Origin of the sequence: Streptococcus sp. FSL K6-1323, assembly GCF_038630745.1 — a bacterium.
GTDB classification, from domain to species: Bacteria; Bacillota; Bacilli; order Lactobacillales; family Streptococcaceae; genus Streptococcus; species Streptococcus salivarius_D.
On the sequence record NZ_CP152039.1, the window covers coordinates 1775517 to 1789764 of the forward strand.

15 protein-coding genes and 1 riboswitch are annotated in these 14248 nt (G+C 39.4%); of the genes, 7 read left to right on the forward strand and 8 right to left on the reverse strand.

Annotated features, from left to right (window positions below):
- Positions 1-381 carry a PH domain-containing protein gene (locus NST80_RS08215; RefSeq protein WP_004183191.1) on the reverse strand — a complete coding sequence of 127 codons (381 nt, stop codon included), beginning with the start codon at positions 379-381 and terminating at the stop codon, positions 1-3.
- Between the two features lie 103 nt (positions 382-484).
- Positions 485-604: riboswitch (TPP riboswitch) on the forward strand.
- An 81-nt stretch (positions 605-685) separates the two neighbouring features.
- Between NST80_RS08215 and thiT the strand changes: the two genes are divergently transcribed.
- From thiT to NST80_RS08230, 3 genes are all read left to right on the forward strand, one after another.
- A complete protein-coding gene (thiT, locus tag NST80_RS08220; protein WP_004183193.1) occupies positions 686-1261 on the forward strand; it encodes an energy-coupled thiamine transporter ThiT in 576 nt (191 codons plus the stop codon).
- Positions 1262-1429: 168 nt separating this feature from the next.
- A complete protein-coding gene (locus tag NST80_RS08225; RefSeq protein ID WP_118172084.1) occupies positions 1430-2293 on the forward strand; it encodes an Rgg/GadR/MutR family transcriptional regulator in 864 nt (287 codons plus the stop codon).
- A 112-nt stretch (positions 2294-2405) separates the two neighbouring features.
- On the forward strand, positions 2406-3584 hold the full coding sequence (locus NST80_RS08230) for a ryptide export MFS transporter (protein WP_048673836.1): 1179 nt from the start codon (positions 2406-2408) through the stop codon (positions 3582-3584).
- A 305-nt stretch (positions 3585-3889) separates the two neighbouring features.
- On the opposite strand, the gene NST80_RS08235 is transcribed toward NST80_RS08230, so the two are convergent.
- Positions 3890-5434, reverse strand: a complete 1545-nt coding sequence (locus tag NST80_RS08235) for a peptide chain release factor 3 (protein WP_002884210.1) — start codon at positions 5432-5434, stop codon at positions 3890-3892.
- A 317-nt stretch (positions 5435-5751) separates the two neighbouring features.
- On the opposite strand from NST80_RS08235, the gene NST80_RS08240 reads away from it, so the two are divergent.
- Complete coding sequence (locus tag NST80_RS08240; protein ID WP_118172082.1) at positions 5752-6735, forward strand: hypothetical protein; 984 nt, start codon at positions 5752-5754, stop codon at positions 6733-6735.
- A 62-nt stretch (positions 6736-6797) separates the two neighbouring features.
- On the opposite strand, the gene NST80_RS08245 is transcribed toward NST80_RS08240, so the two are convergent.
- Both NST80_RS08245 and murF read right to left on the reverse strand, forming a co-directional pair.
- Positions 6798-7463 carry a YwaF family protein gene (locus NST80_RS08245; protein ID WP_118172081.1) on the reverse strand — a complete coding sequence of 222 codons (666 nt, stop codon included), beginning with the start codon at positions 7461-7463 and terminating at the stop codon, positions 6798-6800.
- 88 nt (positions 7464-7551) lie between these two features.
- The gene (gene murF, locus NST80_RS08250; protein ID WP_118172080.1) at positions 7552-8925 is read right to left on the reverse strand and encodes a UDP-N-acetylmuramoyl-tripeptide--D-alanyl-D-alanine ligase; all 1374 of its coding nucleotides are present in this window, start codon (positions 8923-8925) and stop codon (positions 7552-7554) included.
- 142 nt (positions 8926-9067) lie between these two features.
- Between murF and NST80_RS08255 the strand changes: the two genes are divergently transcribed.
- Genes NST80_RS08255 through NST80_RS08265 form a run of 3 tightly spaced genes read left to right on the forward strand, consistent with a single transcriptional unit; the run spans position 9068 to position 11130 of the window.
- The gene (locus tag NST80_RS08255) at positions 9068-9763 is read left to right on the forward strand and encodes a hypothetical protein (RefSeq protein ID WP_229058099.1); all 696 of its coding nucleotides are present in this window, start codon (positions 9068-9070) and stop codon (positions 9761-9763) included.
- Positions 9732-10460: a hypothetical protein gene (locus tag NST80_RS08260; RefSeq protein ID WP_096832647.1), complete on the forward strand. Its 729-nt coding sequence runs from the start codon at positions 9732-9734 to the stop codon at positions 10458-10460. Before NST80_RS08255 ends, NST80_RS08260 begins: the two co-directional genes overlap by 32 nt.
- Positions 10429-11130 (forward strand): hypothetical protein, encoded by a 702-nt coding sequence (locus NST80_RS08265; RefSeq protein ID WP_096832646.1) that lies wholly within the window; start codon positions 10429-10431, stop codon positions 11128-11130. The genes NST80_RS08260 and NST80_RS08265 overlap by 32 nt, the downstream gene beginning before the upstream one ends.
- Positions 11131-11230: 100 nt before the next feature.
- Here the strand turns inward: NST80_RS08265 and NST80_RS08270 are convergent, their stop codons facing one another.
- The 4 genes from NST80_RS08270 to NST80_RS08285 are packed head-to-tail and all read right to left on the reverse strand — an operon-like array spanning position 11231 to position 14205.
- Entirely contained in the window at positions 11231-12085 is an 855-nt protein-coding gene (locus tag NST80_RS08270; protein WP_096832645.1) for a cysteine ABC transporter substrate-binding protein, read from the reverse strand.
- Between the two features lie 42 nt (positions 12086-12127).
- Complete coding sequence (locus NST80_RS08275) at positions 12128-12886, reverse strand: amino acid ABC transporter ATP-binding protein (RefSeq protein WP_014632733.1); 759 nt, start codon at positions 12884-12886, stop codon at positions 12128-12130.
- Between the two features lies 1 nt (position 12887).
- Positions 12888-13565 (reverse strand): amino acid ABC transporter permease, encoded by a 678-nt coding sequence (locus NST80_RS08280; RefSeq protein WP_049528350.1) that lies wholly within the window; start codon positions 13563-13565, stop codon positions 12888-12890.
- A complete protein-coding gene (locus NST80_RS08285) occupies positions 13525-14205 on the reverse strand; it encodes an amino acid ABC transporter permease (RefSeq protein ID WP_002884251.1) in 681 nt (226 codons plus the stop codon). The genes NST80_RS08280 and NST80_RS08285 overlap by 41 nt, the downstream gene beginning before the upstream one ends.
- Between the last annotated feature and the right edge of the window lie 43 nt (positions 14206-14248).

Below are 14248 nucleotides of genomic sequence, written 5' to 3' on the forward strand. Positions count from 1 at the left end.
TTACTTTAGCACTGCTGCTGCCAAAGCTTGTTGAATTTCAAAGACATTATTATCACTCTTAAATTGAAGGACCTCTGCGGGCTCCAATGCTGATGAAATCCAAATCTTAAGTTCAGCATCTAGGTCAAAGTGCCCTGAACTTTCTACAGTAAAACGAGAAATCGAGTGATAAGGGATAGACTTGTAGGAAGTCTTCTTCCCTGTAACACCTTGCTTATCGACTAAAATCAAGCGCTTCTCTGTAAAGACAATCAAGTCACGAATAAGGACATAGGCTAACTCCACCTGTTCACCTGGAATTAAGATGCCCTCCAATTGGCGCTCAACTTTATCATTATCTTTTTTAGATGCGTTACCAAGCAGTCCTGAAAAAAGTCCCATAGTTGTTTCTCCTTTTTTATTGTAAAGATAATCCTTGCTTTAACTATACCACAATTTTAGGATTTCAGACACTTGCAGAAATGGGTTTCTAGTAGTACAATTAAGGAGTCACAAGAGGAGCAATTGCTGAGAATGGCTAGCTTGATTATTTCTTCAAGACATGCCTAAACTCTTACCACCTGATCAGGTTAGGACCTGCGTAGGGATGTGTCTCAAAATAGATTGAAATAGAGGAACTTCTATGACGTCGTTTTGATGTGGCAAAAAACAGCCAATCAAGACGATTGGTATAGGAGGTTTTTTTATGTCGAAAACAAATATTCGACCAATGATTGAGGTTGCCCTTTTTGCAACCATTGCTTATATCCTGGACCTAGTTACCCAGCCCATGTCACTAGGCCCTTGGATTTCCCTTTCCTTTAAGATGGTACCTATCTTTCTCCTCAGTTTTCGCTGGGGGGTTAAAGCTGGTGCTATGGGCGGTCTTATCTGGGGGCTACTTCAAGTGGTGACAGGACAGGCAGCCGGTGGTTGGCTGACCTTGACACAAGGGTTTCTGGAGTACTTTGTCGCCTTTAGTCTGATTGGTATCAGTGGTGTGGTCAAACCAGCCCTTGATAAAGCCATTAAACAAGGCAATAAAGTCAAGTCTCTGATGGTGATTACTGAGGGGATTCTTCTTGGTAGCTTCGCTCGTTACCTCATTCACTTTATAGCCGGTGTCATCTTTTGGGGAAGCTATGCCCCTAAAGGACAAAGCCCTTATCTCTATTCATTTATTGTCAATAGCTCATCCTTCCTTGGAGAAACATTGGCCAGCCTCATCGTTTTCTTCGCCCTACAACGATTCCTAGGCAGGTTACTAAATACAGAAAAATAAAAGAAACCATAGGACAGTCTTAAGTGACAGTCCTATGGTTTTTCTTGTTTATATAAAAAATAGCAATTATTGCCTATTCACAGTAATAACCTCACTTTTGTTTTACTGTTTTTTATGTTAAGATACAAAAAAATATATGTTCCCATATATGCAAACTGGAGGTTTCCCATGCAAAAATTTGGAGAAATTTTTAAAAAATTTCGCGAATCAAGAGGGATACGATTAAAAGATGTCGCAAAAGCTGGTATCTCGACATCTCAACTGTCTCGTTTTGAAAAAGGTCAGACAGACTTAACCATTACAAAGTTTATGTTGATATTGGACGAGATTAACATGCCTATTGACGAATTCATGTATGCTGTCCATGATTTTCATCGTGATGATCTGAATGAGCTATTGTCAAAAATTCGACTTTTTGTATCAACTCATGATATCGATGGATTAAAGAAGTTACTTAATTCTCAATTAGAATCAGAACCTAAACGAGAGAAGTTTCATCACATTAATACTATTTTATTAAAAATTCGCTTGCAGGATTTATCGGGAGAAAGCTATTATACACAGCAAGACCTAACCGATTTAACCGATTATCTATTTAGTGTTGAGTACTGGGGTTATTATGAATTATTGATTTTTGCAAATACCTTAGATGTGTTGAACCATGAGACTCTTATGGTTTTGGCAAAGGAGATGTCTAGAAGGTCTGATTTTTACAAAGAGATTCCTAATAATCGACGCATGATATCAACCATGTTATTAAATGTTTATATTACATGCATAGAAAGAGAAGAACTCATTGATGCACCGTATTTTGAAAAACAATTAAACCAATGCTTTTTTATCGAGACTGAAATCTATGAACGATTGGTTTTTCAATATGCACAAAATTATTATCAATATAAAAAAGAAGGAAGCAATCAGTCTATTATCGAAATGAAGAGATGTATTGATGCCATAAAATTGGTAGGGAGCAAGAATATTGCAAAGACTTATGAAGCGCATTTGAAAAAATTGATAGATATAAATAGTTAGCAAGCATATATGGGAATTTATTAAATAAGCTTATTATTCTTGTAAAATTATTTAAAAATATGTGTGAATCCAATTTCATTTCCAGATTTGGTAACCAATAAGGAGAAACGATATGTCTAAATCCTTTCTGAAATTACTTATCTCTCAGTTATTTGCTAACTTAGCTGACATTTTTCTTAGGGTATCTCTCATTGCAAATATTTACGTCATTACAAAATCCGTTATTGCAACCTCAATGGTTCCGATTTTAATCGGATTGTCAGCTTTCGTGGCAAGCCTTCTGGTGCCATTAGTAACTAAAAAACTAGCCTTAAATAGAGTGCTTTCATTCACTCAATGTGGAAAGACTTTTTTATTAGCAATACTCCTTGTAATGCTCATTAAGGCTCAATTTGTTCCAGCCTTAGGAATGTATATCTTTGTTGTCGCTATTTCTATCTTAGATGGCTTTGCGTCGCCCGTATCTTATGCCATGATTCCTAGATATGCCACAAATTTGGGAAAGGCAAATGCTGCCTTATCAATGAGTGGTGAGGGAGTACAATTGATTGGTTGGGGACTAGGCGGTCTCTTATATACTTCGCTTGGTCTTTTTCCCACACTGTTGATAGTCTTACTCCTTTATCTCCTCTCCACTTTTGTGATGCTCTTTCTTCCTCAGGCTAAAATAGAGCAGTTAGAAGCGGAGACAAATATTGATACTCTAGTAAAAGGATGGAAGTTAGTTGCAAAAAATCCTAAATTAAAGTTATTTGTTCAAGCAAATTTATTAGAGGACTTCTCCAATACAATCTGGGTATCGTCTGTAATCCTTGTTTTTGTAACCGAGGTGTTAAAACAAACTGAAAGTTACTGGGGCTACTCAAATACAGCCTATTCCCTTGGTATCATTTTAGGTGGAATAATTGTCTACAAACTATCCGAAAAGTTTTTAGCGCATAAGTGGAAAAGTATTCTCTTTTCACTCTTAGCAATGGCGACCATCACAGCCAGTATCCTCTTTTTCTCAAATACACAAACATTTTTAATTTTCTCAAGTTTAATCGGCTTCTTTTCTCAGTTAAAAGAAGTACCTGAAAGTGTCTTTCTTCAGGAAACTGTCGATGAAAACCAGTTAGTACATGTTTATTCTGTATTTGAAGTCATTTCAACCCTTGCTTTTTCAGTTTTCGTCTTTCTGATGAGTTCTATTACTGAAAAATTTGGAATTACAACAAGTTTCTGGCTATCAACAATTTGCATACTTTTAGAAGCTGGCTTGATTTATCATAATCGTAATTATCTAAAGTAATTAATCATAGGTATACTTGATAACTATTAGGTTTATAAAAAATATAGGGCTATCTGATTAGATAGTCCTATATTTTTTTGTGTTGTTTTAGAGACGTGACGTAGTTAGTGAGACGGCTAGCTAGCCACAAGATAGGGGCTAGCGTCAAAAGATGAACGATTTACATAAACTATACATAGTATTACGACATGAGAAAACGGAAACGATAATTTTCCGTTTTCGAGTTAGTAAAGGACTTAGTCACGGTCCTATAGGACGTGGCGTAGATTGCTTAGGCTATGATATAGCCAAGCAATCTTAGTACATTACATCTTCTCTTCCAATGTTACATCTGGATATTTATCTGCAAACCAACGGAGGGCAAAATCATTTTCAAAGAGGAAGACTGGTTGGTCAAAGCGGTCTTTAGCCAAGATATTTCGGCTTGATGACATGCGTTCATCAAGGTCCTCAGGTTGGATCCAACGCACAGTCTTTTTACCCATTGGTGTCATAACAACTTCGGCATTGTATTCATTTTCCATACGGTGCTTGAAGACTTCAAACTGAAGTTGACCAACGGCACCAAGCATGTATTCGCCTGTTTGGTAGTTAGTATAGAGCTGGATGGCTCCTTCTTGCACCAATTGTTCAATTCCTTTGTGGAAGGACTTCTGTTTCATGACGTTTTTAGCAGAAACCTTCATGAACAACTCTGGCGTAAAGGTTGGTAGTGGTTCAAATTCAAATTTGTTTTTACCTACAGTAAGGGTATCACCAACCTGATAAGTTCCTGTATCGTAAACCCCAATAATGTCTCCTGCCACGGCATTTTCGACATTTTCACGAGACTCAGCCATAAACTGAGTAACGTTAGAGAGCTTAGCTCCTTTACCAGTACGGGTTAAGTTAACACTCATACCACGCTCGAATTCACCAGACACGATACGAACAAAGGCAATACGGTCACGGTGACGTGGGTCCATGTTGGCTTGGATTTTGAAAACAAAGCCAGAGAAGTCCTTGTTAAGAGGATCAATCTCGTCACCATCAACTGTCTTGTGGCCATGTGGTTCTGGCGCAAATTTGAGGAAGGTATCGAGGAAGGTTTGAACTCCAAAGTTTGTAAGGGCAGAACCGAAGAAGACCGGTGTCAATTCACCAGCTAAAATAGCTTCTTCAGAGAATTCATTACCCGCTTCTGTCAAGAGTTCGATATCTTCTTTAGCCTGCTCATAGAATGGATTGTTGGCAAAAAGGGTATCACCATCTTCAATCTTGGCAAAGCGCTCGTCACCCTTGTAAAGCTCCAAGCGTTCGTTATAAAGGTCATAAAGTCCTTCGAAGGCTTTCCCCATACCGATAGGCCAGTTCATTGGGTAGCTGGCAATACCAAGCACTTCTTCCAACTCTTCCAAGAGGTCAAGTGGCTCACGTCCATCACGGTCCAATTTGTTCATGAAGGTGAAGACAGGAATACCACGGTGTTTGACAACTTCGAAAAGTTTTTTGGTTTGGGCCTCGATACCTTTGGCTGAGTCAACAACCATGACAGCAGCGTCAACCGCCATAAGGGTACGGTAGGTATCCTCTGAGAAGTCCTCATGCCCTGGGGTATCAAGGATATTGACACGTTTGCCGGCATAGTCAAACTGCATCACAGATGAGGTTACTGAGATACCACGTTGTTTCTCGATATCCATCCAGTCTGATTTAGCAAAGTTTCCAGTTTTCTTCCCTTTTACGGTACCAGCTTCACGGATTTCACCCCCAAAGTAAAGCAATTGTTCAGTGATTGTTGTTTTACCAGCATCGGGGTGAGAGATGATGGCAAAAGTACGGCGTTTTTTGATTTCGTCTTGGATACTCATAGTTTTCTTTCTTCTTTAAAAATAAACTTTTTGATACTTTTCATTAGCGGTATCGGACTTCAATAGCTTCCTTAGGAATTGTAAAACTTCCATGCTCAATAGGAACTGACAGTCATCGGTTTTTACCAGATCGAAAAGTAAGATAGTTGTAGCACTTCTTTCAGAAAATTTCTCTCTTTTTAGGGCTATATTTGTTGTCGAGGCTTGCGATAATCTCGCAGGCACAGCTCCTTTATTATATCCAAATTACAGTGTGAAAGCAATTCTGAAAGCGTTTTGTGTTAGAATAAAACAAATAAAATGATTGGGAGATTATTATGGAGTTTGTTGGAGTACTTGTTTTTGTAACCCTTGTAGGAATGCTTTTCAATGCCTACTTTCTGATTTTACCTTCACTTGAGATGAAAAAGCATCAGATTTGGATATGTTCTGCTGTTCTAGCTATAATCATCTGTTGCTTGTTTCCTTTATCCCTTTTTCTGATTCCGAGCATTATTTACACATTAAATATCTTTGCTCTATGTAAAAGTTTTTCAAAAGGCAAAGGACATAAAGCGGTTTGGATTGCACTAGAAATATTTTGCTTATTATTATCTCCAATTCTAGCTGTGTATCTCTTTGGTTCTATGTTTGCCTTAGACAATTATTACTACTACCTATCTCTAATCATCCCACCATTTTGGGTTATGTGGATTTGGTCATCCCTTAATCTGAGCAAGAAAATCAAAATAAACAAAATTATACTACACAGCATAATGGCAATCCTGCTAGTCCTTCCAACATTGACTATTTATGGCTGTCGACATAACCCAACTGTGTACGGTCGTAGGGTCTCTATCAACAGAGACGGCTTTAAACACGTTTACTGGAACGAGCAGATTTTAGATCATGCCAAACATGTTGAACAGGTGATCGCCCTTGATATTATTGAAAACTATGAAAATGTTGAGAGTATTAGATTTACCGATGTTTATCAAAATAAATATTATTTTGAATCTCCTGACTCGTCTAATCGTTTTGAAGTTGAAGTTCTTATCAATGGTAAATACAAAGCCACCTATGATGTCAATTTTTCCGCAAAAGACCCTAACGATCCAGAAGACAAATATGATAAAGGGGTTGAACTATATAGAATGTCATCTTATGGCCCTAATTTCATCTCAGAGAAGAAAAATCTAAAGAAAGACAAAATTTTTACTCTTAAAGATTTAAATAATCCAAAATATCAAAAACTGCTTAAAAATACTGATATCACCTACTACCAGAAAAATGATATTTATAAACTCAAGAAAAACAACTAAGTCTGGTTTAGAAAAGATAAAAACACGCTATCAACTTTCTGATAGCGTGTTTCTTCATTTATTTAATATTTGTCTTCAAAATGCTCCAAACCTTTTTTCATGATTATCATGAGAATAATCAGAGCTCCTGAAACAGCAAGGTATTTGACAAATAAGGGAGTTCCCATAATAAATGGCGTGTGTTTAAGCATGCCATAGTTTCCACCGATAGTCTGATTAACGATTACCAAAGCTAGATTCAGTAATAAGGTAGCCACGACAATCAGCCGCTTACTGATGGGATGCGTTTTATAACTATTAAAAATTACATTCAGGCTATTGACCAGTAGGGCATAGTGGCCAATTAGGAAAGAAAAGCCTGTGATATGAGGAAACTCATAGGGGTCAAATACTGGATAAATCAATGCACAGTAGGTCCCGACAACTCCCATAATAGCAAAATAGCTCTTTATCTTACTATTTTTCAAGAGGAGAACAGCAAACATGGCCATGCGGCAATGGTAAAGGGGGAGACTAATATAAAGAGGAAAGCCCTGCCAGAGATACCAGGTATAGAGGGCAAAGAGTTGAATGGATTGGATAGTAAGAAAGGTCCAACGCCATATATTATTCTTATACCAACGCCAACTCAAGTAACTCAAGACTACCATCACCAAAAGCATAAGCAAATAATAGGGCAAAGGTATCTGGGGTGGATGAGTTTGGGTGGTTGTCAAAAAATCCTTCATTCTCTTCTCCTGCTGAAATTACTATTCCTGCTATTATATCAAATTTCAGGATAAAGCAAAAACCTGCTTGGAGAGCAGGTTAGAGAACTTAATTCTTAGCTTGGAGTTCTTCCACGACCTTGGCTAGGTTCATAGAGTTAGAGCCCTTGAGCAAGATTTGATCGTGCTCGCCCAGGCTTTCTTTGATTTGCTTAACCATAGCATCAAATTGGTCTTCGTCAGCTGTCTTCTTGAAATAATAGACATGACCAAGTGGGAACATTTGACTAGCAAGTTGTGACAATTCTGCAATGTCTTCACCGTAGAAAATCACCGTATCAATAGCATCTGGTGTCAGGCTGAGAATCATCTGTGTGTGAAGTTGCACAGACTGTTCACCAAGTTCTTTCATATCAGCTAGGACAGCGATTTTCTTGCCTCCTTCATTCTTAGGAATGGCTGAGAAGGTCTCCAAAATGAGCTTCATGGCTGTTGGATTGGCATTGTAAACGTCTGAAAGAATATCCGCACCATTAGCTGCTTTTTTCCATTCAGTACGGTTCTTTGTAAGCTGTAAGTTAGCAAGAGCTGAGAGGATATTTTCCTCAGTTACACCCAAGTGTTTTGCGACATAGGCAGCAACCATGGCATTTGTAGCATTGTATTTTCCAGTGACTGGCAAGGTAACTTGTCCATCTAGGAAGTTAGTTGAGAAGGTGAGATGGTCCTTGAATTCTGTCAAGTCAGAGACTGTAAGCTCTGCACCATCTCCAAAGCGTACCACTTCAAGATTGCTTGGCAAGAAAGGATCAACGATTGGGTCACTTGGCACAAGCAAGAGGCTACCATCAGGCATACCGTCTTGCATTTGCATTTTCCCTTGAGCAATCTTGTCACGGCTACCGAAGAATTCCAAATGAGCCTCTCCGATTAAGGTAACAACGGCTGTTTTTGGCTTAGCCAAGGTAGACAAGAGGTGAATGTCTCCCATGTGGTCTTGTCCCATCTCAAGGACGATTTTCTCCGTATCATCAGGCATGTGGAGGGCTGTATAAGGAAGACCAATCTCATTATTGTAGTTGCCTTGAGTCTTGTAGGTACGATAGGTTGTCGCCAAGATATCATGAATCATGTCCTTGGTTGTTGTCTTACCGTTAGAACCAGTCACAGCAATAACATCAACCTCAGTCTTTTCAAGATAGTAGGCAGCTAGCTTTTGGAAGGCTTCAAGAGCGTCATCAACTAGGATGTGGACTTGATCAGCTGGTAATTCTTTTTCTGTGAATGTCGCTAGGGCACCATTGTCAAAGGCTGTTTGGATAAAATCATGCCCGTCACGCGCACCTTTTAGTGGTAAAAAGAGGTCGCCCGCTGTAATCTTACGGCTATCAAACTCAATCTGGTTAATGGCAACATCGTCATAGGCTGTGACATCATTTTTAGCACCAACAACCTTGGCAATTTCATGGAGTGTCAGTTTCATCTTAAAATCCTCTGTTTTATTTTTACAAGTCTGGTAAGAAAATCTTATTTCTTACCTGCAATCACTCCCAATTATATCACAAATCAGGCTAGCTTTTGCTTGGAAGACGAATTTGTTACAATGGTTGATGAAAGGATTAGGCATGACAAAGAAAAAATTAATCAACCTCTCTAAGGGAGAGGAAAATATAAATAGCGCCTATCAAAGTATCGAAGAACCTAAAGGATGGCACCTTAATTGGAGAAAGATAATCCCACTAGAGCCAACAGCCGAATTGATTATTTTAGTGCTACTGGCACTGCTGTATGGTGGTTTTTATTATTATGATCATTATACAGTCAATGAAGATAACATATATGGTCTCTGGCAGTCTGATCATCATAAGTTAGCGATTTCCTATAAGCATATTCGGAAACGAGGAAATATCGACTGGCAAGTCGTACAGGATGGTAAGTATATTATCTATGCTGCTAGAACTCGCCCGGTCAAACGGCTTAATGACGGAACTCTTCACATGGAGCTCTACACTGTGGAAGGCTACCTGACAGACCTACCCACTAAGGACGGCTTCAGCTATATGGATTTCTATCTTCGCAAAAACAATTATCTTACCTATGACGGTGATTCCTACAAGCGTATCAATTCTGGAAACAAGACTATTACTTGGAAAGATGGTTCTACCAGCCCTTATGGTGAACGGAAAACAACTATAGATGAGGTTTTTGAATCCCTCTATTTGATACTTATGGGGATTTGCTCATTTCTTATCATTATAGAGGCTCGGCAAAAGAGGAGAGAAAAACTAAGTGAGACACCAATCAAAAAGAAAATACGCTGACCGAAAGAAACTCAATCGAAAGTATCATTCACAAAAAGCATATCGAAAAGAACAAAAACGTAAAACAGGATGGCGAGCACGCTGGAATAAATTTACAGACTGTTTAGCCAACATTTTTGGGATATGTTTCCTACTCATGATACCGATTTTCATCGTCCATATGATTTTCTTTGATGATGGGGTTTATAAAGATGGTATCTACGGTCTGTGGCAATCTGAAAATCATAAGCTTGCCATATCATATGAAGATGGGTCAAAGGGAAGTAAGCGTGATTGGGATATTGTTCAAGATGGAAATGTTCTCATCAAAGATGCACGCGTTGATGATATAAAACGCTTAGAGGATGGGACCCTCTACATTGAAGTATATGCCAAGGAAAGTCTGTTTTCAGACCTTCCCACAAAGAACGGCTACAACTATTTGAATATGTATGTCCGTAAAGATAACTACTTGACCTATGATGGCGAATCCTACAAACGGATTGATGATGAAAACAAGAGTATTACCTGGAACGATGGTTCAAAATCCCTTTATGGTCAACGAATAACCTTGTTTGATTGTCTTGAACCTTATATCTTTTTTGGAATGTGGGGAGTATTGCTTGTATACGTTCTTTTCATTGAATGGAAGATCAAAAGAAATCTAAAAAGGAAAAATAGGCTAAATGAGGCATCAAAAAAAGAAAAAATACAGTGATCAACAGGAAATTGATAGAAAAGACCATTCACAAAAAGAATATCGAAGAACACAAAAGTACAAAACTGGATGGCGAGCACGTTGGGGTGAATTCAAAGACCATTTAGTCAAGATTTTTCGGATTTGTTTTCTAATCATGGTACCTATAGTCACCATCTATCTTAGATGCTTTTATGATGGTATCAGTGAAAATAGTATCTACGGGCTATGGCAGTCTGAAAATCACAAGCTTGCTATTTCCTATAACGAAGGAGGAAGAAGTCGTAAGTACGATTGGGAAATTGTACAAGATGGAAAGCTACTTATCAAAAATGCGCGAACTCAGAAAATTAAAGGTCTTAAAGATGGAACCATCTACATTGAAGTTTACGCCAAGGAAAGTCTGTTCTCAGACCTTCCCACAAAGAACGGCCATAACTATTTGAATATGTATGTACGAAAGGATCATTATTTGACTTATAATGGGGAGTCCTACAAAAGGATTGATGATAGGGACAAAACCATTACTTGGAAAGATGGCTCTACCTCGGTCTATGGTGAACGCAAAACTTTTTTTGATTATATTGAACCATTTCTTTTTTGGGGAATCATGGGAGCCCTTTTCTTGTCAATTATTTTCATCGAGTGGCGAGATAGAAAAAACAAAAAGGTAAGAAAAAAATCACCCTAAAACAAGAAAAACCACCCCTGCTTCTAGCTAAGCTAGATAGCCACGGAATGGTTGTTTTATTCTTATTAAGCAAGACTTACTCCTTAGAGAGGAACTAGTCTTATTTCACTTCGCCACCTTCAACCACGAGGTCATCAGCTTTAGCTGCATCACCGTAAGTTGGACGAAGTGTTTTTTCATAATCTTTGTGGAAGAAATTCTCTTCACCAAGTTTCTTAATGTCTTTATTGATAAAGTCAAGGAGTTCTTTGTTACCTTTTTGAACGGCTGGGGCAATGGTATCTGGGTCACCAAGTGATGTGATTCCTACTTCATAACCTTTATTTTCTAGAGCCCAAGCAAGAACTTCTGTATTATCAGTTGAGAAGGCATCGCCACGACCATCAAGGAGGGCTTGGTAAGCATCGCTATATTGGTCATACTTTTGCAATTTGATATTTGGGTAGTTCTTTTCAAAGTAAGTTTCAGCAGTTGTTCCCTTAGTAACAATCAAAGTTTTACCTTCAAGCTCTTTAACGTCCTTAATGACCTTGTCTTTAGGTGACACCACACCGATTGAGACTTTCATGTAAGGAAGGGCAAAGTCCACTTGTTTCTTACGTTCATCAGTTACTGTAAAGTTGGCAAGGGTAATATCTACCTTGTTTGAAATCAAGAATTCTGCACGGTTGGCCGCATCTACTGAGACGTATTTAGGTTTAACACCCAAGTCTTTGGCCAAACGGTTCCCAAGTTCAATATCGTAACCTTGATAAGCACCCTTGTTATCTACATAACCGAAAGGTTTCTTGTCCGCAAAGACGGCGATACGGAGTTCACCACTCTTCTTAATTTCTTCGATAGTACGTGCTTTGGCTGTGGATTTACCAGAGCTACTGTTACTTGAGCAAGCAGTCACTGCCACCAAGGCAAAGACGAGGGCTAATAGGGCAAAAATTTTCTTTGTTAATTTCATAAATATCTCCTAAAATATTATATTTTTACTAAAAACAATGGGTTACAAATAGGCACCAAACTGACTAAAATCAAAGACATTGAGGAACTCTTGAGCCCGTTGTGTCTTCGGATGATTGAAGAATTCTTCAGCAGTCCCTTCCTCAGCGATGACTCCCTTATCCATAAAGATAATACGGTCAGCGATGGCACGCGCAAACTGAAGCTCATGGGTGACAATCAACATGGTACGCCCTTCTTGAGCGAGGTCATTAATCAATTCCAGAACTTCACGAACCATCTCAGGGTCAAGCGAAGCTGTCACCTCGTCAAAGAGGATAACTTCAGGATGCATAAGCAGGGAACGGACAATAGCCACACGCTGCTTTTGACCTCCTGACAGTTGTCGTGCGAAGCTATGCTTCTTGTCCAGAAGTCCCACACGGTCCAAAAGTTTCTCAGCCTCCGCAATGACTTCTTCCTTGTTACGTCCTTGAGCTTTGACTGGACCCAAGATCAGATTTTGCAGGATGTCCAAATGTGGAAAGAGGTCATAACTTTGAAAGACCATTCCGATTTTCTGACGAATCAAGTGGAAATCCTTCTTACTGCCAGTGATAGACTTGCCATCCAGGAGAATATCGCCTCCTTGAATGGTCTCCAAGCCATTGATGCAACGTAGCAAGGTCGATTTCCCACAACCTGAGGAACCCAGGATAACAACGACTTCACCTTGTTTAACATCCAAGGAGATGCCTTTGAGAATCTCATTGTCCCCAAAGGACTTTCTCAAATCCTTGATTTGTAAAATGCTTTCTGTCATCTTAATTCCTCCAACGATTTTCAAGATAAGTAGACAGCTTAGATACTGGGTAACAAATGGCAAAATAAAGAATCAAAATCGTGCCATAAATCCAGAAAGAAGCTGTTGGAATAGTCAGGCGGTTACTGTCGATAATCTGCTGACCAACCTTGGTCACCTCAACCACGCCAATCAAAACCACCAAGGACGTAGTCTTAATCATCCGTGTCACCAGGTTAATAGCCTGAGGCAACAAGCGACGCAAGACTTGTGGAATAATCACGTAGGTATAGAGTTGCCCATTGGTCAGGCCAAGGGCCCTTCCGCTCTCAAACTGGTGTTTAGGTAGCGATGTGATTGACCCACGCACCAAATCACCCATCTCAGCCGTTCCCCAAAGGGTAAAGACGATAATAGCCGATAGCTCGCCTGAAATGTTAATGTTAAAGTTCCTAGCCAAACCAAAATAAACAATAAAGAGCAAGACTAACTGAGGCATGATACGAATAAATTCCAGATAAATACGTGACAAGAAACAAATAATCTTAGACTTCGAAGTCATGACAATCCCAAAAAGGGTTCCTAGTAAAAGGGAAAGAAGAACCGAGACGATGGAAATTCCAATAGTTACGCCTAAACCTTGTAAGATACGTAGGAAATTATTCCCCTGAAGAAGAACCTGAAAGCCCGAATCCTGCATAGCGTAACCTCCTTTCAATCCAACTAAAGACTAGAGAAATCGGCAGCAACATCAAGAGATAAGCCACCACCAACATGCCTAGAGCCACATCGGTTTCGTAGTAAAGACCAATCAAATCCTTGGCCACATACATCAAATCCGCCAAGGCTACCGCTGAGAATACTGACGTTTCCTTGATAAGGAAGATGACGTTAGCACTAAATGACGGAAGCGCCACAGCCACTGCCTGAGGAAGGACCACATAGCGAAAGACTTGGAATGGCGTCAAACCAATAGACAACCCCACTTCATGCTGGGTCTGACTAACAGCCTCTAGGCCACTTCGGAAGGACTCCGCCATATAGGAACCACCCAAGAAAATCAAACCTACCACAGCACAAGCCTCTGACGATAGAACCAAACCTATACGAGGCAAGCCAAAGTAGAGAAAGAAAAGCTGAATCAAGAGCGGCGTATTCCGAGATAACTCAATATAAGCCGTCGAAAGCTGACTCAAAATCGGCACTCGGTAATGACGAATAACACTCACCACCAAGCCCAAAAGGAAGGAACCAAGAATCCCCAGAACGGCAATATGTAAGGTTAAAAAGAATGCCTTCTGATAAAAGGGCAAATATTGTTGAACAATGGACCAGTCCAAAACTTACCTCCTCATTTAAGATACAAAGGGCGTGTAGAATTCC

Bases quoted from the DNA above. Each gene is read 5' to 3' on its own strand.
- NST80_RS08215 (WP_004183191.1), bottom strand. From the start codon at position 381: ATGGGACTTTTTTCAGGACTGCTTGGTAACGCATCTAAAAAAGATAAT.
- thiT (WP_004183193.1), top strand. From the start codon at position 686: ATGTCGAAAACAAATATTCGACCAATGATTGAGGTTGCCCTTTTTGCA.
- NST80_RS08225 (WP_118172084.1), top strand. From the start codon at position 1,430: ATGCAAAAATTTGGAGAAATTTTTAAAAAATTTCGCGAATCAAGAGGG.
- NST80_RS08230 (WP_048673836.1), top strand. From the start codon at position 2,406: ATGTCTAAATCCTTTCTGAAATTACTTATCTCTCAGTTATTTGCTAAC.
- NST80_RS08235 (WP_002884210.1), bottom strand. From the start codon at position 5,434: ATGAGTATCCAAGACGAAATCAAAAAACGCCGTACTTTTGCCATCATC.
- NST80_RS08240 (WP_118172082.1), top strand. From the start codon at position 5,752: ATGGAGTTTGTTGGAGTACTTGTTTTTGTAACCCTTGTAGGAATGCTT.
- NST80_RS08245 (WP_118172081.1), bottom strand. From the start codon at position 7,463: ATGAAGGATTTTTTGACAACCACCCAAACTCATCCACCCCAGATACCT.
- murF (WP_118172080.1), bottom strand. From the start codon at position 8,925: ATGAAACTGACACTCCATGAAATTGCCAAGGTTGTTGGTGCTAAAAAT.
- NST80_RS08255 (WP_229058099.1), top strand. From the start codon at position 9,068: ATGACAAAGAAAAAATTAATCAACCTCTCTAAGGGAGAGGAAAATATA.
- NST80_RS08265 (WP_096832646.1), top strand. From the start codon at position 10,429: ATGAGGCATCAAAAAAAGAAAAAATACAGTGATCAACAGGAAATTGAT.
- NST80_RS08270 (WP_096832645.1), bottom strand. From the start codon at position 12,085: ATGAAATTAACAAAGAAAATTTTTGCCCTATTAGCCCTCGTCTTTGCC.
- NST80_RS08275 (WP_014632733.1), bottom strand. From the start codon at position 12,886: ATGACAGAAAGCATTTTACAAATCAAGGATTTGAGAAAGTCCTTTGGG.
- NST80_RS08280 (WP_049528350.1), bottom strand. From the start codon at position 13,565: ATGCAGGATTCGGGCTTTCAGGTTCTTCTTCAGGGGAATAATTTCCTA.